Annotated in this window: 17 protein-coding genes and 1 CRISPR repeat array; of the genes, 10 read left to right on the forward strand and 7 right to left on the reverse strand. The window is 28.2% G+C overall.

Features of this window, described 5'->3' with window-relative positions; genetic code table 11:
* Nucleotides 1–189 (reverse strand): transposase (locus tag L3J60_RS10625; RefSeq protein ID WP_291975501.1); only part of this gene is annotated, 189 nt, incomplete at its 3' end.
* A gap of 228 nt (nucleotides 190–417) precedes the next feature.
* Here L3J60_RS10625 and L3J60_RS10630 point away from each other — a divergent pair.
* The gene (locus tag L3J60_RS10630; protein WP_291975502.1) at nucleotides 418–855 is read left to right on the forward strand and encodes a hypothetical protein; all 438 of its coding nucleotides are present in this window, start codon (nucleotides 418–420) and stop codon (nucleotides 853–855) included.
* A 56-nt stretch (nucleotides 856–911) separates the two neighbouring features.
* On the opposite strand, the gene L3J60_RS10635 is transcribed toward L3J60_RS10630, so the two are convergent.
* Nucleotides 912–2,273, reverse strand: a complete 1,362-nt coding sequence (locus tag L3J60_RS10635; RefSeq protein WP_291975503.1) for a pyridoxal-phosphate dependent enzyme — start codon at nucleotides 2,271–2,273, stop codon at nucleotides 912–914.
* Nucleotides 2,274–2,509: 236 nt separating this feature from the next.
* Here L3J60_RS10635 and L3J60_RS10640 point away from each other — a divergent pair, with 236 nt between their 5' ends.
* Nucleotides 2,510–2,734 (forward strand): hypothetical protein, encoded by a 225-nt coding sequence (locus L3J60_RS10640; RefSeq protein ID WP_291975504.1) that lies wholly within the window; start codon nucleotides 2,510–2,512, stop codon nucleotides 2,732–2,734.
* A 10-nt stretch (nucleotides 2,735–2,744) separates the two neighbouring features.
* Here the strand turns inward: L3J60_RS10640 and L3J60_RS10645 are convergent, their stop codons facing one another.
* Nucleotides 2,745–3,980 (reverse strand): FtsX-like permease family protein, encoded by a 1,236-nt coding sequence (locus tag L3J60_RS10645; RefSeq protein WP_291975505.1) that lies wholly within the window; start codon nucleotides 3,978–3,980, stop codon nucleotides 2,745–2,747.
* A gap of 6 nt (nucleotides 3,981–3,986) precedes the next feature.
* Here L3J60_RS10645 and L3J60_RS10650 point away from each other — a divergent pair, with 6 nt between their 5' ends.
* The 5 genes from L3J60_RS10650 to L3J60_RS10670 all read left to right on the forward strand — a co-directional run bounded on the left by L3J60_RS10650 (nucleotide 3,987) and on the right by L3J60_RS10670 (nucleotide 8,065).
* Nucleotides 3,987–5,228 carry a DUF1343 domain-containing protein gene (locus L3J60_RS10650; protein ID WP_291975506.1) on the forward strand — a complete coding sequence of 414 codons (1,242 nt, stop codon included), beginning with the start codon at nucleotides 3,987–3,989 and terminating at the stop codon, nucleotides 5,226–5,228.
* 101 nt (nucleotides 5,229–5,329) lie between these two features.
* Complete coding sequence (cas1, locus tag L3J60_RS10655; RefSeq protein ID WP_291975507.1) at nucleotides 5,330–6,214, forward strand: type II CRISPR-associated endonuclease Cas1; 885 nt, start codon at nucleotides 5,330–5,332, stop codon at nucleotides 6,212–6,214.
* The gene (cas2, locus tag L3J60_RS10660; protein ID WP_291975508.1) at nucleotides 6,205–6,534 is read left to right on the forward strand and encodes a CRISPR-associated endonuclease Cas2; all 330 of its coding nucleotides are present in this window, start codon (nucleotides 6,205–6,207) and stop codon (nucleotides 6,532–6,534) included. The genes cas1 and cas2 overlap by 10 nt, the downstream gene beginning before the upstream one ends.
* A gap of 218 nt (nucleotides 6,535–6,752) precedes the next feature.
* A complete protein-coding gene (locus L3J60_RS10665) occupies nucleotides 6,753–7,358 on the forward strand; it encodes a SatD family protein (protein ID WP_291975509.1) in 606 nt (201 codons plus the stop codon).
* Complete coding sequence (locus L3J60_RS10670) at nucleotides 7,352–8,065, forward strand: DUF3307 domain-containing protein (protein ID WP_291975510.1); 714 nt, start codon at nucleotides 7,352–7,354, stop codon at nucleotides 8,063–8,065. The genes L3J60_RS10665 and L3J60_RS10670 overlap by 7 nt, the downstream gene beginning before the upstream one ends.
* Before the next feature lie 166 nt (nucleotides 8,066–8,231).
* Nucleotides 8,232–9,587: a CRISPR direct-repeat array (repeat unit 36 nt; unit sequence AATATCGTCATTTCTAATCTTTAATCAAACCACAAC).
* Between the two features lie 876 nt (nucleotides 9,588–10,463).
* Here L3J60_RS10670 and L3J60_RS10675 read toward each other — a convergent pair.
* From L3J60_RS10675 to L3J60_RS10685, 3 genes are all read right to left on the reverse strand, one after another.
* Complete coding sequence (locus tag L3J60_RS10675; RefSeq protein WP_291975511.1) at nucleotides 10,464–10,796, reverse strand: GIY-YIG nuclease family protein; 333 nt, start codon at nucleotides 10,794–10,796, stop codon at nucleotides 10,464–10,466.
* A gap of 56 nt (nucleotides 10,797–10,852) precedes the next feature.
* Nucleotides 10,853–15,241, reverse strand: coding sequence for a type II CRISPR RNA-guided endonuclease Cas9 (gene cas9 / locus L3J60_RS10680; RefSeq protein WP_291975513.1), 4,389 nt, complete (start codon nucleotides 15,239–15,241; stop codon nucleotides 10,853–10,855).
* Between the two features lie 546 nt (nucleotides 15,242–15,787).
* Complete coding sequence (locus L3J60_RS10685; RefSeq protein WP_291975514.1) at nucleotides 15,788–16,285, reverse strand: YkgJ family cysteine cluster protein; 498 nt, start codon at nucleotides 16,283–16,285, stop codon at nucleotides 15,788–15,790.
* 170 nt (nucleotides 16,286–16,455) lie between these two features.
* On the opposite strand from L3J60_RS10685, the gene argS reads away from it, so the two are divergent.
* The 3 genes from argS (at nucleotide 16,456) to L3J60_RS10700 (ending at nucleotide 20,706) form a co-directional block, all read left to right on the forward strand.
* Nucleotides 16,456–18,234 carry an arginine--tRNA ligase gene (gene argS / locus L3J60_RS10690; RefSeq protein ID WP_291975515.1) on the forward strand — a complete coding sequence of 593 codons (1,779 nt, stop codon included), beginning with the start codon at nucleotides 16,456–16,458 and terminating at the stop codon, nucleotides 18,232–18,234.
* Between the two features lie 433 nt (nucleotides 18,235–18,667).
* A complete protein-coding gene (lpdA, locus tag L3J60_RS10695) occupies nucleotides 18,668–20,056 on the forward strand; it encodes a dihydrolipoyl dehydrogenase (protein WP_291975517.1) in 1,389 nt (462 codons plus the stop codon).
* A gap of 212 nt (nucleotides 20,057–20,268) precedes the next feature.
* Entirely contained in the window at nucleotides 20,269–20,706 is a 438-nt protein-coding gene (locus L3J60_RS10700; RefSeq protein ID WP_291975518.1) for a hypothetical protein, read from the forward strand.
* Nucleotides 20,707–20,756: 50 nt separating this feature from the next.
* Here L3J60_RS10700 and L3J60_RS10705 read toward each other — a convergent pair whose 3' ends face one another.
* Nucleotides 20,757–21,323 carry an efflux RND transporter permease subunit gene (locus tag L3J60_RS10705; RefSeq protein ID WP_366837229.1) on the reverse strand — a complete coding sequence of 189 codons (567 nt, stop codon included), beginning with the start codon at nucleotides 21,321–21,323 and terminating at the stop codon, nucleotides 20,757–20,759.
* Nucleotides 21,324–21,404 lie beyond the last annotated feature (81 nt).

The raw sequence follows: 21,404 nt of genomic DNA on the forward strand, positions 1-21,404 counted from the left end.
ACTTTCTACATGATCACAAGCATAACAATGGTAATTATATCCTGACTTCTCACAACCTTTTGTACCTCCACATTTACTACAAGTAAAACCATCTTGCCACTTTATTTTAGCTAAATAGGCTTTACAAACATCATCATTTGGTAGTTCTTTTATAAAGTTTAGTATATCTTGCCCTTTAAATTGTTCCATATCTCTTTGTTTAAAGAGATAAATATACGGTAACTAAATGACTAACTCAATAATTTTATATTAATTATTTTAGTTTTAACGGCTTGTTCAAAAAAAATTATTCCAAATGAGGGATATATTCGGATAAAGGACAAACAATCAGTTAATATATTTGATGTTGATAAATCAAATACAAAACAACTACTCGCAAATAGTAACTTTAAAAACAAATTAACACTCAATGATTCAGTGTTAATTTATAATGATTCTATTAAATCTAATTATCAAAAATTTTCACTAGAATTAAAGCCAAATAAAAAATATAAAATAAAAGTAAGTAGTTTGTGCAATTGTGCTGGATTTAAAAAATATATGTTTATTCCTCAAATTTCTACAATAAATAAAAATGATAACATTTTCACAAAATTAGATTCAACTTATTTTAATTATGAAAAAGGACCATTAACTCTAAATAGAGTTTGGAATATTCAATTTGACAATAGAACTAAGAATACAAAATTTGAATTTTTATTATTTTCTGACAATACAAATCTTTTTGAAAAAATATATAAGTTTATAACAAATACTGCTGGGTTTGTAAATAATGTTTTCATCCCAATTGTTATACCAATAAATGTAAAATCAACACTTGTAGGAAAGTTTGTAGTGAAAGTTGAAGAATATTAAAACTATGCCCAATAACTCATAAAATTAATACTTGCAAAAATCTGATAATCAAATATTTAATGAATAGATTTTATTACATCATATTTAGTAATTATTTGATATTTTCCATTTTCTAAATCTACTAAAACTGCACTATTTTCTCTATTAATTAATTTGGAAATAGCATCAATAGATGTATTTTTTTTAACTATAGGAAATGATTTACTCATTACCTTTTTTATTGGAGTACTTGTACTTTCTTTATCATTAAAATACAATTTAAACAAATCGCTTTCATCAACCGATCCAACAAAACCGTTAACATCAACCACTGGTAATTGTGATATATTGTTGGTTCTCATTCGTTCAATAGCATGCCAAACCAACTCTTCAGTTTTTACGGTCAATAACGGAACGTTAACTCTATCTTCAACCAAATCTAATGCGGTAACTTTTTCACTATCTAAAAACCCACGTTCTCGCATCCAATTATCATTAAACATTTTTCCTACATAACGGCTTCCATGGTCATGAAATAAAACAACTACAACATCGTCTTTTTTAAAATGATGTTTTAATTGTAATAAACCTTTTACTGCTGAGCCAGCAGAATTTCCAACAAAAATTCCTTCTTCTTTAGCTATTTTTCGAGTGTAAATTGCACCATCTTTATCCGTAACCTTTGTAAATCCATCAATAACACTAAAATCAACATTTTTAGGAATAATATCTTCACCAATACCTTCTGTTATGTATGAATAAATTTCATTTTCATCAAAAATACCAGTTTCATGATATTTTTTAAAAACAGAGCCATAAGTATCAATTCCCCAAACTTTTATATTCGGATTTTTTTCTTTTAAGTATTTTCCAATTCCTGAGATTGTACCACCTGTGCCAACTCCCACCACAAAATGGGTGATTTTACCATCGGTTTGCTCCCAAATTTCAGGACCAGTACTTTGATAATGTGCTAAAGAATTTGATGGATTATCATATTGATTTACGTACCAAGAGTTTGGAGTTTCAGCTGCTAATCTTTTAGAAACTGAATAATAAGAACGAGGATCGTCTGCTTCTACATCCGTAGGACAAACAATTACTTCAGAACCAACGGCTCTTAAAATATCCATTTTTTCTTTAGATTGTTTATCGCTAATTACACAAATAAGTTTATATCCTTTTATTATAGCTACCAAAGCCAAGCCCATACCTGTATTTCCAGATGTACCTTCAATAATAGTTCCGCCTGGTTTTAACAAACCCTGAGCTTCTGCATCTTCAATCATTTTAACAGCCATTCTATCTTTAGCTGAATTTCCAGGGTTAAAAGTTTCAATTTTAGCCAATACCAAAGCATCAATTTCTTTTACTGTAGCATTTAATTTTACTAAAGGTGTGTTGCCGATGGTACCTAATATATTTTCTGAATAATCCATATTTTTATTTGAGGGTGCAAAGATAGTAAGTAATTATAAGTTACGAAATATTATAACATTCAAGTTTTATATGTTAATAACTAAATGAACATAATCATTTGATAATTAAATTTTTATTTATACATTAGCAACAGTTATTTGTCCCCTAAAATAATTGCTAATTTTTAGAAACAATTTTATTTTAATTGTTTTCCCCACTAAAGTCAATTTATTTACTAATATTAAAATTATTTGTTATGAGACTTAAATTACTTTATTTAGGAATTGCTACTTCGCTATCTTTAAGCTTTTTTATTTTAAAAGCAGATCACCACAAAGTTGATTTGTGCCATGTTCCTCCTGGTAATCCAAAAAATGCACAAACTATTAATATTACATTACCTGCTGTTACAGCTCACTTAGCTCTGCACAAAAGCGATTATTTAGGAAAATGCAAGAATGGAGAAATACCAAACAAGTAAAGAATAAATTTTATTCAAATTTTATTGATTTTACTGGACTTATTTTAGTGATAATTATTGATGGAATTAATAACATAATTACGCACAAAACCAAAGTACCTATATTTAGGAGTATAATGTAATTAAAACTTATATATATAGGCACTTTACTTACATAATACGTGTTTGGATTTAAAGTAATTATTCCTGTATATTTTTGAATAGCTAATAGCAATAAACCTATTAAATTTCCCCAAAACAAACCTTTTAAAATAATATAGGTAGCATTATATAAAAATATTTTTCTGATGCTTTTATTTTGAGAGCCTAATGCCTTTAAAATACCAATCATTTGTGTACGTTCTAAAATTAAAACTAATAATGCAGTAATCATATTAATGCCTGCAACCAAAATCATAATGGTAATAATTAGAAAAATATTATTATCAAATAGATTTATCCATTCAAAAATTCCGGGATATTTTTCTATAATATTTTCACAATTTAAAGTAGAACCTATATTTTGATAAATTTCTTTTGTTTTTGATTGAATTTCATCAAAATTATTTAAAATTATTTCAAAACCACCAACTTCATTTTTGTCCCATTTATTCATTTTTTGGATATGATGAATATCTCCAATTACATAATTTTTATCAAAATCTTCAAACCCTGAATTGTAAATTCCAACCACTTTTAATACTCTAATAAAAGGAGGTTTAGAAGGGTTATCTTTTACAAAAATGATGTTAAACTCATCATTTAAATTTATATGTAACCGCTTTGAAATTTCTTCTGAAATTAAAACTTCATTAGAGGTTTTTTGAGTGTATTTAGGCAATTTCCCTTTTACTAAATAATCTTTAAAAAAAGTCCAGTTATAATCGCTTGAAACACCTTTAAAAACAACACCTTCAAAATCAGTAGGAGTTCTAATAATTCCTGCTTTGGTAGCATAAACTTGAATATTTTTAATACCAGAAACAGATTTAAATTTTGGATAAAAATTTTGATTGGTTGAAACTGGTTTTAAAGTAATTTGAGAATTATTATTATCAAAATTTGTAATTTGAATATGACCATTAAATCCTGCAATTTTTTCTCTAATTTTTTTTTGTAAACCAATACCTGTAGCCACAGAAATCATCATAATAATAATGCCAATAGCAATGGCAATACTCGCAATTTTTATTATTGGAGATGATATACTACTTTTATATCGCTTTGCAGCGATAATTCGTTTGGCAATAAATAATTCGTAATTCAATTTTAAATGATTTCTATATTTTTCAAAAATACATATTTATTAGCGGTTTTTCTGTTGTTTTTTTTAATGATTTCTTGTTCTCAAGTTCAACCTAAAAAATCTGTAAATAATTCACAAAACAATTCATTTCCTATTTTAACTGGAGCACAGCAAACTGCTATTTATTTTCCCTTAATTCAAAATAAAAATATTGCTATAGTTGCTAACCAAACTTCAGTAATATTTAAAGGGGAAAATTCAAACAAAAAAGATAAAAATAATTATACACATCTGGTTGATAGCTTATTATCTTTAAAAATTGCAGTTAAAAAAGTTTTTTCTCCTGAACATGGATTTAGAGGATCTGCAAATGCAGGTGAAAAAGTAACCAATGGAATTGATGAAAAAACAGGTTTACCAATTGTATCTCTTTATGGGAAAAACAAAAAACCAACAAAAGAACAATTAAAAGGAATTAATGTAGTAGTTTTTGATATTCAAGATGTTGGCGTTCGTTTTTACACCTACATTTCAACGTTGCATTATGTAATGGAGGCTTGTGCTGAAAATAATATTCCTTTAATTGTATTAGACAGACCAAATCCTAACGGATATTATATTGATGGACCAACTTTAGACCTTAAATATAAAAGTTTTGTAGGAATGCATCCGGTGCCTTTGGTTTATGGAATGACTATTGGCGAATATGCAAAAATGATTAATGGCGAACATTGGTTAAAAAATGGCGTAACTTGTAATTTGATCATTATTCCTTTAAAAAATTACACCCATCAAAGTCGATATTCTTTACCTATTCGTCCTTCCCCAAATTTACCTAATGATAAAGCTATAAATTTATATCCAAGTTTAGGTTTTTTTGAAGGAACTACCATCAATGCAGGTAGAGGAACGGAATATCAATTTCAACAATATGGAGCTCCGTTTTTCCCTAAAAGTAATTTTAGTTATACACCAAAACCAAATTTTGGAGCTAAACATCCTAAGTTTGAAAATAAATTATGTTATGGTGTTAATTTAAAAAATGTAGCAAAGTTAAAAACTGTAAATATCCAATATTTGATAGATGCTTATCAAAAAACGCCAAAGAATATGACTTTTTTTGGTACAACTTTCACAAAACATGTAGGTAATTTAATCTTAGAAAAGCAACTAAAAGAAGGAAAAACAGCTGAAGAAATTCATAATTCTTGGCAACCTAAAATTGAACTATTTAAAAAAATAAGGATAAAATATTTAATCTATCCTTAATTTTTACTTAAAAAAATTAACATCAAATAATAAATTACTTAGTTGACTTCATTTAAAAATTTAAGTATTTTTAATCTTCAAAATTGTTAAATGAAAAAGTTATGATTAAACGTACCCTTTTTTTTGGTAATAAAGCATCTTTAACCACTAAATTTGAACAATTAGTAATTAAAACAGAGCATAGAGAAGTAACTACACCAATTGAAGATATAGGATTTGTAGTACTCGAACATCCTGAAATTTACATTTCTATACCTACATTAACCAAACTTTCAGATAACAATGTAGCGGTAATTTTTTGTGATGTGAAACATATGCCAACAAGCATGTTGCTAAATTTAAACAATCATTATATTCAGCAAGAATTATTTGCAAATCAGATAAATGCTTCTATTCCATTAAAAAAACAACTTTGGCAACATACTGTAAAAACAAAAATAAAGCATCAAGCTACACTATTAAAAATACATAAAAAACCTTTTAAAGTTTTAAATTATTATGAATCAAAAGTATTAAGTGGTGATACCGAAAATATGGAAGGTGCAGCAGCAGCCCATTATTGGAAGCATATTTTTGATTTTAAATTTAAAAGAGAACGCTATGGTGATTTTCCTAATCTATTTTTAAACTATGGCTATATTATTTTAAGAGCAGCTGTAGCCCGTGCAATTGCTGGTAGTGGATTACTTAGCACTCTTGGAATTCATCATCATAATAAATATAATGCGTTTTGTTTAGCTGATGATATTATGGAACCTTTTAGACCTTTGGTGGATGCTAAAGTTATTGAAATATTAGCTACTTCATCTGAAAAAGAATTAACTACTGCCATTAAAGCACAACTTTTAAGTATATTAACAGAAACAGTTTATTTTGATGGTGTAAAAAGTCCTTTAATGGTTGCACTATCAAAAACTACTAGTTCTTTACAACAATGTTATACTGGAAAATTAAAAAAAATTAATTATCCAAGTTTATGGAATTAAATGCTTATAGAATTATGTGGTTATTTGTATTTTTTGATTTACCAACTGAAACTAAAAAAGATCGTAGAAATGCACAGCAATTTAGAAAAAATTTATTAAAAGATGGATTTACTATGATGCAATACTCCGTTTATACTAGGCATTGTGCAAGTAGTGAAAGTGCTGATGTTCATGAAAAAAGAATTAAAAAATTATTACCTCCATTAGGCAAAGTAAGTATTTTGCGTATTACAGATAAACAATTTGGGAATATTTTAAATTTTTGGGGAATTGCAGAAGTTCCTAAAGAACCACCACCAATGCAATTAGAATTATTTTAAATAAAAAATGCTTCCAATCTTGTCTTATCACAACAAAAAAGAAGTATTTTATTAAATATTATACCTCATCCTAATTCCGTTTCAAAAATTTATTTCTGAATTATAATTTCTATTTTACATTATATGCAAAAAAGAATATAAAATAAATTATATGTAAAAAAGCATATATATTTGATTATATGCAAAAAAGCATATATATTTGAATAAAATTAAGTTTTATGATAGCAATCATAACTGGAGATGTAATAAATTCTAGAGAAGTAGATGCACAGCAATGGATGCCTGAGCTAAAAAAGGTATTAAATAAATATGGCTCAAAACCAAAAACTTGGGAAATATATAGAGGAGATAGCTTTCAAATAGAAATAACACCTGCCGAAGCATTAAAAGCAGCAATACTAATCAAATCTACTATAAAACAGTTTAAATCATTAGATGTTAGAATAGCCATTGGTATTGGCGAAAAAACATATAAATCAGAAAAAATCACTGAATCAAACGGAAGTGCTTTTATTTATTCAGGGCAATCTTTTGAAAAACTAAAAAAACAAACCCTTGCCATTCAAACTGTATGGAAAGAGTTTGATAAGACCATGAATTTAATGTTTAGCCTTGCTACTCTTACTATGGACAACTGGACTCCAACTTCTTCTTTGATTATTAAAACTGCAATAGCATTTGAACATAAAATTAATCAAAAAAAATTAGCTCTTTTACTTAATAAAAAACAAAGTAACATAAGTACTAGCTTAAAAAGAGGCGGTTTTTACGAAATTCAAAAATTACTTTTTTATTACCAACAAGAAATTAAAAACAAATGTTAACATTAGCCATAAAATTTATTCTAGCTCACTTAATGGGTGATTTTTTATTTCAACCTAATAAATGGGTTAAACATAAGAAAAAAAGGAAATACAAATCAAAATATTTATATTGGCATATATTAATTCATACCGTTTTATTATTAATTGCACTTCAATTTAATTTCAATTACTGGAAAGGTATCATTATAGTAATTATTTCACATTATATAACTGACCTTGTAAAACTATACTTAAATAAAAAAGTTGATTCACGTATATTATTTTTTGCAGATCAAATACTGCATTTTATTGTTATTACAGGGGTAATCTATTATTACTACCCTTTCAAAATAGATTTAACTTCAATTTACTCCATAAAATCATTACTATTAATAACATTTATTTTAATAACAACTTACGTGTCTTCTGTTATAATAAAAATACTTATATCTAAATGGAAAATAAATAATGACTCTACAAATCAAGCGGGTAAATACATAGGAATATTAGAACGGTTATTTATTTTTTCTTTCATTCTTATGAATTATTGGGAAGGAATTGGCTTTCTTCTTGCTGCAAAATCTGTATTTAGATTTGGAGATTTATCTAATGCTAAAGATAGAAATCTCACCGAATACATTCTAATAGGTACATTATTAAGTTTTGGTATGGCAATAGCAACTGCATTTGGGTATAACTATTTAATTGAATTATCTAATAATTTTTAATACAATCTTTTTCAATTCACAAATACACCAATAAGATGAAGTGTTTGTAAACCACGTTTGAATGAAAAAAATGCCTCAATTTTGCCTTATCACAACAAAAAAGAAGCATTTTTTTAAACGATATTCTTAATTAATCTTTTGATTATTAGAAGCTAACAGTGCAACTAATATCGTCATTTCTAATCTTTAATCAAACCACAACAGTTTTACAGCTTATAATGGAACAAGTGCAAATATCGTCATTTCTAATCTTTAATCAAACCACAACTAACATTGCTAGTAATGAAATACTTGCTGAAATATCGTCATTTCTAATCTTTAATCAAACCACAACAGGTCGGCTGTAGTATTACCGAATCCTACCAATATCGTCATTTCTAATCTTTAATCAAACCACAACTGGTGCGGCTCGTAATAATAGACTAGTTCAAATATCGTCATTTCTAATCTTTAATCAAACCACAACTAGAGAAATGAATTTAAAAGCTATTATTTTAATATCGTCATTTCTAATCTTTAATCAAACCACAACAAAACATTGACCGTTCAGCGTTCTAAAGGGAATATCGTCATTTCTAATCTTTAATCAAACCACAACAGTAAAACGAAGAATTGTAAAAGACAAAAAAATATCGTCATTTCTAATCTTTAATCAAACCACAACATAGAATGACTTAAGTCACTCATTACACCAAATATCGTCATTTCTAATCTTTAATCAAACCACAACAGCGTTCCTTCAATACGGGTAAATTTTTCAAATATCGTCATTTCTAATCTTTAATCAAACCACAACAAATGGGTGGCTTTATGTGATAAATTCAATAATATCGTCATTTCTAATCTTTAATCAAACCACAACTGTTGTTTTAGATGGATATACTAGAATAAAAATATCGTCATTTCTAATCTTTAATCAAACCACAACTGTATTTTAATCATGTTATAAGATTAAATAAATATCGTCATTTCTAATCTTTAATCAAACCACAACATTAGTGTAGATGTTATGAAACTACAAAGAAATATCGTCATTTCTAATCTTTAATCAAACCACAACAGCTGGAGTAGGTTAATTAAAAAGTATAGTAATATCGTCATTTCTAATCTTTAATCAAACCACAACACAAAAACAACCAATACTAATTTAGAAAGTAATATCGTCATTTCTAATCTTTAATCAAACCACAACTACAGAGCTCATAGGACACGATGACGTTGAAATATCGTCATTTCTAATCTTTAATCAAACCACAACAGTATTTGTCATCGGAATGTTGGCATTTATAATATCGTCATTTCTAATCTTTAATCAAACCACAACAAACTACTATAACACCATTTAAACAGTGTTAATATCGTCATTTCTAATCTTTAATCAAACCACAACAAATTATGTCGACTGGTTTGAGTACCATTTAATATCGTCATTTCTAATCTTTAATCAAACCACAACACCTGTATTGGATAAAAGAAGTGTTACTTTAATATCGTCATTTCTAATCTTTAATCAAACCAACAAAGAAGGAATCTCGCATTACGGCTTATCTCAATGTGATACCTCGCCTACTCGGTATGACAAAATGAAATATTAAATTAACAACTCAGCACTTGACAAAATGAACTATTGAAATCATAAATCCTTTCCTGTCATTCCGACAAAGGAGGAATCGCATTATACTTATCACAATGTGATACCTCACCTACTCGGTATGACAAAATGAACCCTTAAATTAACAAAGACGGTTCTCCTGTCATTCCGACAAAGGAGGAATCGCATTATGCCTTATCACAATGTAATACCTCGCCTACTCGGTATGACAAAATGAACCATTAAATTAACAAAGATGGTTCTCCTGTCATTCCGACAAAGGAGGAATCGCATTATGCCCTATCACAATGTAATACCTCGCCTGCTCGGTATGACAAAATGAACCATTAAATTAACAACTCAGCACTTGACAAAATAAACTATTGAAATAATAAATCCTTTCCTGTCATTCCAACAATAGGAGGAATCGCATTATGCCTTATCACAATGTAATACCTCGCCTACTCGGTATGACAAAATGAACCATTAAATTAACAACTCAGCACTTGACAAAATGAACTATTGAAATAATAAATCCTTTCCTGTCATTCCAACAAAGGAGGAATCGCATTATGCCTTATCACAATGTAATACCTCGCCTACTCGGTATGACAAAATGAACCATTAAATTAACAACTCAGTACATGACAAAATAAACTATTGAAATAATAAATCCTTTCCTATCATTCCAACAAAGGAGGAATCGCATTATGCCTTATCACAATGTGATACCTTGCCTACTCGATATGACAAAATGAACCATTAGAATAACAACCCAATATTTCAAAGAACTTACTACTTTTAATTTTACAATTCTACTTTTTGTTCAAAAAGATGATTCAATGATTTAAAAGTTGGGTTAAAAGCTTTAATCAAATCTAATTTCTTTTTTCTACGCCATCCTTTCAATTCTTTTTCACGTGCAATGGCTTGCTGTACCCAACCGAATTTTTGATAATACACTAAATCTTTTAAATTATATTTGGCAGCAAATGTTTTTTTATTTTTTTCTATGTTTTTATTATGCTCTTGCAAACGTCTATTCAAATTATTAGTTACACCAATATAAAAAGTAGTACGGTAGGTGTTTGTAATTATATACACATAAAAAGAATAAATGCTTTCTTTAAATTCTATCATAATTTTTAATAATATGCGATTCCTCCGTTGTCGGAATGACAAGTTTTAATTAAATATTATAGTTTTTCTATTTTACCTAATGGTGTAATTTTAAAATCAACACCATTAACAATGAAATTTAAATTGCCTTTACTAAGCCTTAACCAAGGTACAGGATTTGTATAGTTTACTTCAGAGTTTTTTAAATTATTATCCTTCATGTACTTTACAATAGTTAATTCATCTGCGTTTGTACTGCTTTGTTGCATTGCAGTTTGATGAAACCTCAATTGTATTCTTCCATCTGCTTCAAAACCAATTATTTTATAGAGTCTTTTTTGTTTTTCAATTGAATCAATTTCCCATATTTCTTCTAAATTATTTTGATAAAAAAGGACTTGAGTATTTTTAGTTAATAAATATTTTAAAGGAAAATTAGTTTTAAAATCTTTTATTGGAACTATTTCATTTTCTTTTGCATTGCTCTTGTTACTTAATTTATAATAATTACCCGCTTCTAACATATTAATTAATTCAAACGTTCTTTTAATGTTTCCTTTTTTATCTTCTCCTTCATAAATAGCCATGCAATAATTTTCATCATTTTGAACATAATATTCTCGTTTATGAGGGTGTTTAGATTTATCTTTTACACTATGCTTTTTAAAATCTTTCAACGGATTTTTAATTGATGGGGTATAAACCCTAACTTTACGAATAGGTATTTGTTTTTCTTCATTCATCCAAACTGTTTTACCTATTTCAATTTTGTAAACATCTTTTTTTGCAACTAAAATATCATCTTTTATTGCTTGTTTAATGATTTTTTTTACAGCTTCATCAACAATCTTATCTATATCTGTTTTCTTAATTCCATCTAAAGGTTTTCTAACTACATATTTAATAATACCATTTCCTCCTTTATCTTTAGCAAAGGGTTTACTGTTTACCGCATCTTGTTGCAATATTGCTCCATAAAAAGTATCTAAATGTAAAGAGCCTCTTACCGTATCTCCTTGTTGATAAATTGCCTCTCCATTTTTATTATACTGTATTTTACCCCGTTTTCGCAACTTCTTTTTGCTTTGCATTGGCACTTTATCTTTGTGACTGTGTACAATTAATACTTCTTTATAAATATTTTTTACATCTTCAGTAAAAGTTTTCCAAGGTTTATTGTTTTCTAATTCTTTTCTTGCTTTTTTTAGTTCTCCTTTTTCTTCTAAACCCCAAGCGTGAGCAAGTAAATCATATTTATTTTTGGTCATACACGCAATTGTAATTGCATCTTCACAATGATGAATGTGATTTGAACGATCCTTTTTCTCTATACCATCTTTGTCTTTTATAGTTTTTTTTATTCCCCAAGATTTTTTAAATTGGTCAACCATTGTACCTTTTACAGAATACACTTTTTTGAAATATGATTTTAAATACTGTTGTGCATATTTTGTAATAATCCCAATATCCACAATTTGGCTATTTTTAAATCCTGCTTTTATTTCTTCTTTTTCAAACCTTTCATATTTCCCTTTCCAGTAATTATACTCCATTTTTAAATAATGGCGTTTTTGTATAATTCTATCCTTTGCCTCTTTATCTGTTGCTGTTTTTGAGGCTTTTACCAATCCTTTGATTTCAGTTTCTAATTTATCAAGTTTACCTTTCCAATGATAAATTCTACTCATTATTTCAGAATGATTACTTAATTGAAAAGGAATTTGGTTCTTCTTTATATCTCTATTAAATTTACTTTCGCAAAGTGTTTTATTCATTTGAGAATCATCAATTGAAATACTCCTTGGAATTGTATGCTCTATATCGTATTTAGGATTTTTACCTAAAAAACTTTCAAGATTAATAGTATTTCCTGTGTATAAACAAATATGATTTTGTTCTTTCCAAAGTTTATATTTCAAAATATCTTCTTTAGAAATAATTTTACCATCAGCCCTTTGCTCCAACATCATTTTAAATTTATCTAAATCTGTTTCTGTAGGCTCATAATCTTCTTTATAAAGTTCTTTTATCGCTTTTCTATAATTTATTCGTTCATCTTCTCTATCTTTTTGCCATTTTTGCATAGCTTTTCTTTTGTTAGCATCATTTAATTCTCGTGCTAATTCAATATGAACTTTTGTGTTTTCGTCAATTACCTCTTCTAAAATCAAAGTATTTATTAGTTTTCTGACTTTATGTAATGACTTCATAGCCATCGGATTTTTAATAGAATTAGATAATGGACTACCTAAAATTGTACATACTTCACCTTCTTTATTTTTTACCTTTTCTAATTTAAATTTTTCAATGTCAGATGGGTGATATAGTTTATTTGAATGTTTGAGATCTTTTAAATAAACTTCTCCTGTTTGGTTTTTACCATTTAAAAAGTCTATAACCTTCTCATCAATTCTTTTAATTTGAAGAAATTCTTTTTTCTTGAATTGTTCTACAAAAACAGTATAATTATCTTCAAATAGACCGTCTGCATTTATTGATGTCCATTTTTTCTTTCCAAATTCAAATTCAAATGATTTTTCTAACTCTTTTCTATAAATAAAATCTGCTTGTTTAGAATATGAGTTTTTAAAATTTATTTTAATATAACTATTAATTACAAACAACAATTTGTTTTCAACTCGATGATTATCAATTATCTTTTTAGTTTCTAATTGTATTAAATCTCTATCTTCTTTATTATACCAAATTTGTTCTTTTACCACATTTTTCATATTTGCCATAAAAACAGCATGCGAATAAATTAAGCCTTCTTTTAAGTAAGGTAGAATACCATTTATAGCCTTGAGACTTACCGAAGCATAATCTTTTTTTAAGGTTACTTTAGAAAACTTAAGTGCAACTTCTGGTGCAAGGTCTAATTTTTTAAATGCAAAACCATACAGCTTTTCATTAGTTGTAAAGGTTGTCCAAACATGCCAAATATCTTGATAATTTATAGTTCGTGCTTTTTCTACTCCCTTTTTACCTATTGTTTTATAGGAATAATTTAGGTTTTTCCAATCTTCACCAAAAATAGTTCTAAAATGAGCAATTGTTGGGCAATTACTTAAAGAAGCATTTAACTTATAATTAACTATATATTTTGCAGTTATAGCATCTTTACTTTTATAAAATACTGCTATTTCATTTTTAGGAATTATTTTTTTTACAACTTCCTCAAAGTCAAAGTGTGTTTTTTTTCTAAAAAACAAAGGTTTAATTTTTTCCTTTTCATCTTCTGTCAATTCCCTTAACTTTTCATTTTCAGGAGTTTTAATTTTAAAATTATTTAAATATTGATACATTCTATATTCTTCGAATTCTGGTCGAGAAACTGGACAACGATATTTTGTAGGTTCTAAAGTGCATTTACCAACCAATCCTTTTTGAGATTTTAAAGGGCGTTGATAAAAAATAGCTTTGTATAAGGCAAGAGTTAAGCCTTTATACCTTTTACTTGGTTCGTTTTCGGTTCGATTAATTTCTCCTAAATCTTGAACCTTGCATATTTGTTCAAATTCTTCTATATAATGTTCTTCTCTTGCCGTATATTGGTTTCTAATTCGTTGATTAGTTTTTCCATAAATTGAATAAAAGTATTGGCCAAGCGTCTTAAAATCACCCTTTTTAATTTTCTCATTTAAATCATCTATTCCTTGCTTTACTTTTCCTAAATTTTCTTTTCTATTAAGCCTTTCACCAATTTTATTTTTTAATATTTTTAAATCCTCTTTTTCTTTTAAAACTTTCAGAAATAAATAATATAATGAGTATAATTTTTGACCTCCAGCATCTAAATCTTTTTTCTTTTTATTCGCAATCTCAATATTTTCAAAATACTCAGTAATTGTAAGAGTTAATTCAGTTATTGTTTTGCTTTCTTCTAAAATATCAAGTAAATTTGGTTTATGGATTTCAATAATCCCTTTATCGCTTTGATCTAATCTATTACTCAAAAAGCCTCTACGTTGAGCTATATGATAAAATACTCTTCCTAATTCTAATTTATTTATTTTTTGCCTACTTGCTTTATCTCTAAGATAATACGGATTTTTTACAGCACTTTTTCTTATTATTCTTTCTTCTTTATTATCTTTACTTCCTTGATTATCTGTTTGTAACCAATATAAAAAATCTTCATTGATTGGATACTTTTTAAATCCAGATTTTTTCCAATCTATAACTTCATTTTCATTTAAAGGGCACATTCCATTCTTTGACAATACAAGAAGAGTTTCAAACTTTCTTAATTTTCTTCTAAATTTTAATCTTCTAGCACTTCTAAATTCCGTTCTTTCTGCTGCTCGTGAAATTTCGTTACCTTTTTCACTTTTTACTCCTTCTGAAAAAATAATGACACCTTTATTTTTTAATTCAAAAGTTTCTTTATTTTTTTCGCTTTCATTTTCCACTACCGCCCAACCAATAGAATTGGTACCTAAATCTAATCCTAAAATTTTTGACATAATTTATTTATTTTTTAGCAATTTTACTTTAATAAAGTAAGTGTCTAAAGTAAGCATTTTAACTATTAAACAAAATAATAAAGTCTAATTTAGAATGGATTAAAATTAACTGCTTTTGTGCTATTTAAAAATAAAAATTGTACATTTGAAATGTGAAAAAATTATTCTAATCTTTAATCTTATCACAATAAGGCTATATGCCGTAGATGAAAATCTTGAGTCCTGCTTCGGTGGGACTTACTTTTTATATATTTATATACTCGTAAAAAACTATTTTTTTATAATACTAAGGTGAAATAAAAATGTACGTCATCCTATGTTTGCATAAGAGTTTAATTTGACACTTAACAAAGAAAAGTTAAGGGTAAAAAACAAGGCTGTTTGTTGAATAAAAGACTGCCACGTCGTTAAATACTCCTCGCAGTGACGTCATTGCGAACGAAATGAAATGTAGTGAAGTAATCATAAATTAGAACTACAATGTAACAGAATGCTTCAGTTGTGCCTCTATCCCAATGACAGAGTTTGCAGATTAAACAATTTAATTTACAATATCAACTTCTTTTTCAATTCCTCCACAATATTATAAACCGCCGGACAAATCTCCGTGTTTTTTATAGTTAAAGTGGTTAATTGGATAAATTTTCTACGATTGGTATGTGGATATTCACTACACGCTTTTGGTCTAACATCATAAATAAAACAAGTATTATCACTCAAATCTAAAAAAGTGCAAGGTGCTGTTTTTAATACGTAAAAATCGTCCGTATCACGCTCTAAATATTGCGAAATAAAATTCACAACTTTCATTTTCAAATGCTTTGCAATACGCTGAATATCTTTATCTGTAAAAATTGGACTAGTAGTTTTACAACAATTTGCACAGGTTAAACAATCTGTTTTTTTAAATTCCTTTTTATGCAAATCCTGCATAATTAAATCTAGCTTTTTTGGAGTTCGCTTTTTTAATTTAGCAAAATATTTTTTGTTTTCTATTAACTTTTCTTCAGCAAGTTTTGGTAGTTCTTTTAAAAATTCATCCATAGTGCAAATATACTTTGTTACAACTTTGTATTTTACTTTTTATGAAAAAATAATATTTTCACTAAAAAACAACATTTCAATTTTAGTATTACCGAATTTGAATTTGTAAAACAGTAAAAACAAATTGTAATTTACTATTTTTGCACTTCAAATTATTACCCATTAAAATAATGCAAAAAATATTAGAACAGGCAGTTAAAAAAGGTTTGCAAAAAATTTGCAACGTAACTATTGATTCCGTTGAATTTCAAGCAACTAAAAAGGATTTTGAAGGAGATTTCACTATTGTTGTATTTGCATTTTTACGCTTAATAAAAGGAAATCCTGTTGAAATTGGCACAAAACTCGGAGAATATTTAGTAGAAAATGTAACCGAAGTAAGCAGTTTTAATGTAGTTAAAGGTTTTTTAAATCTTGTTATTAGTGATTCTTATTTTTTAAACAGCTTTAATACCATCTATAAAATTGAAAATTTTGGTTTTGTTACTCCCAATCCAAAAGCTAAAGCGGTAATGGTAGAATATTCTTCGCCAAATACTAACAAACCGCTTCATTTAGGACATATCAGAAATAATTTATTGGGTTATTCCGTGGCTGAAATTATTGCCGCGTCTGGTAAAAAAGTGTATAAAACGCAAATAATAAACGATAGAGGAATTCATATTTGCAAAAGTATGTTGGCGTGGCAACGTTATGGAAATGGTGAAACTCCTGAAAGTACTAGCTTAAAAGGTGATAAATTAGTAGGTAATTATTATGTGAAATTTGACCAAGAATATAAAAAGGAAATTACCAAATTAATTGCTAAAGGAAAAACAGAAGAGGAAGCAAAAAAACAAGCACCTATTTTAGTAGAAGCTCAACAAATGCTACGTAAATGGGAAGCTGGAGATACAGAAGTAGTTGCACTTTGGAAAAAAATGAATCAATGGGTTTTTGATGGCTTTGATATCACTTATACAGCATTAGGTGTAAATTTTGATAAAAACTATTACGAAAGTAATACGTATTTGTTAGGAAAAGATGTGGTTGCTGAAGGCTTAAAAAAAGGAATTTTCTTTAAAAAAGAAGATGGTTCGGTTTGGATTGATTTAACCGAAGAAGGTTTAGATGAAAAAATTGTATTGCGTGCAGACGGAACAGCAGTTTATATGACGCAAGATATAGGAACCGCCATTGAACGTTTTAAAGATTTTGATTTAGAATCTTTAATTTATACCGTTGGTAATGAACAAGATTATCATTTTAAGGTATTATTTTTAATCTTATCTAAATTAGGCTACACGTGGGCAAAAAATTGCTATCATTTATCCTACGGAATGGTAGATTTACCTAGTGGTAAAATGAAATCTAGAGAAGGAACGGTTGTAGATGCAGATGATTTAATGCTAGAAATGACCAATACAGCACGCAGTATTTCTCAAGAATTAGGAAAACTAGAAGGATATTCCACCGAAGAAAAAGAAGTATTGTATAAAACCATTGGTTTAGGTGCTTTAAAATATTATATCTTAAAGGTTGATCCTAAAAAACGAATTCTATTTAACCCTGAAGAATCTGTCGATTTTGCAGGTAATACGGGCCCGTTTATTCAATATACCTATGCCAGAATTCAATCGATTTTAAGGAAAGCAAATTTTGATTACCAGATCACATTAAGCAAAGTAAATGAAGTATCTTTACATGAAAAAGAACGGTCGTTAATTAAACAATTATTGCTATTTCCTGAAATTATTCAAAATGCAGCAGCAAATCATAGTCCAGCTTTAATTGCTAATTATACCTATGATTTAGTAAAAGAATACAATTCATTTTATCAAACCGTTCCTATTTTAGGATGTGAAAATGAACAAGAAAAAATTAGAAGAACCCAACTTTCTGAAAAAGTAGGTAAAATTATAAAAGCTGCATTTAAATTATTAGGAATTAATGTTCCTGAAAGAATGTAATTTAAAGCAAAAATAATATCATTGCGAATTTTGTTATTTCAACAAAATGTGGCAATCTAAATAAAAATAGAATAATGTTCACCCGTTGTGCATTTTGATAAAATTTCGTCAATTCGAGTGAATTTTAGCCTTTTTAGGCATAAAATTAGTATCGAGAATAATAATTTTATTGAGGAACAGCTATTCTCGATACAATTTTTTATCAAAAATTACCTGCCTTGCCGTCAGGTAGGCTCGAACTAACGTAACAGTAAGTTTAAAGGGTCAAAATGCACAACGAGTTAATGTTCATTAAAAAAATAAAGTGAAGAAACTATAAGTTATTTAAAGATTCGAAATCCTTTTAGTGAATTGAACAAGACATTTAAAAATTAAAAAGAATAAATACTTAAATTTGCAGTATAAACAGCTGTTAACTTAGAAAATTAAAATTATGAAATACGATATACTAATTATAGGAAGTGGACCCGGAGGATATGTAACTGCCATTAGAGCTTCACAACTTGGCTTTAAAGTTGGAATTATAGAAAGAGAAAATTTAGGCGGAATTTGTTTAAACTGGGGATGTATTCCTACCAAAGCCCTACTAAAAAGTGCCCAAGTGTACGATTATTTAAAACATGTAGATGCTTATGGTTTAAAAGCAGAAGCCATTGATAAAGATTTTGATGCTATTATAAAAAGAAGTCGTGGAATTGCTGAAGATATGAGTAAAGGTGTTCAATTTTTAATGAAAAAAAATAAAATTGAGGTCATTGAAGGTTTTGGAAAACTAAAAACTGGAAAAAAAGTTGATGTTACCGATAATGATGGAAAAGTAACAGAATATAGCACCGACCATATTATTATTGCAACAGGTGCTCGTTCAAGAGAATTACCAAGCTTACCACAAGACGGTAAAAAAGTAATTGGTTACCGCCAAGCAATGACATTGCCAAAACAACCAAAAAAAATGATTGTAGTTGGCTCAGGAGCTATTGGTGCTGAATTTGCTCATTTTTATAATGCAATAGGTACAGAAGTTACTATTGTTGAATTTTTACCGCATTTAGTTCCGTTAGAAGACGAAGATGTTTCAAAACAATTTGAACGTTCCTTTAAAAAATCAGGTATTAAAGTAATGCTTAATTCATCTGTAGAATCAGTTGATACTTCAGGTAAAGGAGTTAAAGCAGTAGTAAAAACTAAAAAAGGCGAAGAAATTTTAGAAGCAGATATTTTACTTTCTGCAGTTGGAATTAAATCTAATATTGAAAATATTGGATTAGAAGATGTTGGCATTGTAACGGATAGGGATAAAATTTTAGTGAACGATTTTTATCAGACTAATATCCCAGGTTATTACGCTATTGGCGATGTTGTTCCTGGTCCTGCTTTAGCACACGTTGCGTCTGCAGAAGGAATTACTTGTGTTGAAAAAATTGCAGGTTTAAATACTGAACCTATAGATTATGGTAATGTTCCAGGTTGTACGTATGCAACTCCTGAAATTGCAAGTGTTGGATTAACAGAAGCACAGGCAAAAGAGCAGGGATACGAATTAAAAGTTGGTAAATTTCCATTCTCAGCTTCAGGTAAAGCTAAAGCTGCAGGAACACCTGACGGATTTGTAAAAGTAATTTTTGATGCAAAATATGGCGAGTGGTTAGGTTGCCATATGATTGGTGCTGGTGTAACTGACATGATTGCTGAAGCCGTTGTTGCCAGAAAACTAGAAACAACAGGGCACGAAATATTAAAAGCAATTCATCCGCATCCAACTATGAGCGAAGCAGTTATGGAAGCTGTAGCTGCTGCTTACGATGAAGTAATTCATTTATAAAATATAATTACGTCAATTCGAGTCTGCCTAACGACAAGGCAGGTAATTTTTTACAGAGAAACGAAAAAAATTGTATCGAGAATAGTAATTAAATAAAAGTTCTCGATACAAAATTTTTATTAATAACAAAAAAAGATTCTGAAACAAGCCTACCTGCTGGTCAGGCAGGTTCAGAATAACGTAACAAAAATAATTAGCTAATATTACTTACTATGTTATCCTTCTTCAAAAAAAAACCAAAAGCCACTATTTCTGAAAAATTAAGTGATTATCCTGAAATTAATTATGATGGAGGAACAAAATTTGCTGAAAACGAATTTAATGATGTGTATTTAGATATTGAAGAATTAGGAGGTTTTCCATTTATACAAATTGCAATTATTGGAACTTTTTCTACAAGAATTAAAAAAGAAGGAGGTACGTTAACATTTAATTTTGAAAACGAAAAACTTACTTTAAATTCAGAACATGAGGAAATTGAATCGGATGAAATAAAAAATACGCCATTTAGTTTCACCCAAATTGATTTTGAGGCAACAGAAAAGGATATTGAAAAAATTCAACAACAAAAAATAACTAACATAACTTTTCAATTTTTAAAGGAAAAAATTTCTTTTAGTCCAATTATAATTGAGATTCCAGAACCGTAAATTTAGTCTTTACTATTTTTAATAATCTAGTATAGTCTCATAAATTCATTTTAATCCTTATTTATCTGAATAGATTTATAAATAAGCGTTGGCAACACAATTAACAATAACGGTAAAGCAAGTACAAAACCCCCTATTACAGCAATAGCCAATGGTTGATGCATTTGAGCACCTGTACCAATACCTAATGCTAAAGGTGTTAATGCTACAATTGCAGCTAAAACCGTCATTAAACTTGGTCGTAAACGAGCAGAAACAGCAAGTCTCATTGCTTTATTTGTTGAGTTATTTTTATTTTCATCCAAAAATTTATGAATGGTAAATATTGAATTCTCCCCTATAATTCCTATAATCATAATGATACCTGTGTAACTTCCAACATTTAGTGGTGTATTTGTTAGGTAAAGAGCAATTATACTACCTGAAATACCTAATGCACTTACCAAAAGAACGCTTAAAGAAATCTTTATATTTTTAAACATAAACAATACCACCGTAAAAACTAGTAAGCCTCCTATTATTAATATCATTAATAATTCTTTAAATGATTTTTGTTGCTCTGCATAAGATCCTGGACTACCTACTAAATTTGGGACAATTTTCTTAAGCCACTTTATTAATAATTCCTTTCAATTTTATTTCCATTTCTAGGGGAGAAAGGTATCCTAAACTAGAATGCAGTCTTTTGGTGTTATACC

Origin of the sequence: Lutibacter sp., from assembly GCF_021647475.1 — a bacterium.
Lineage (GTDB): Bacteria > Bacteroidota > Bacteroidia > Flavobacteriales > Flavobacteriaceae > Lutibacter.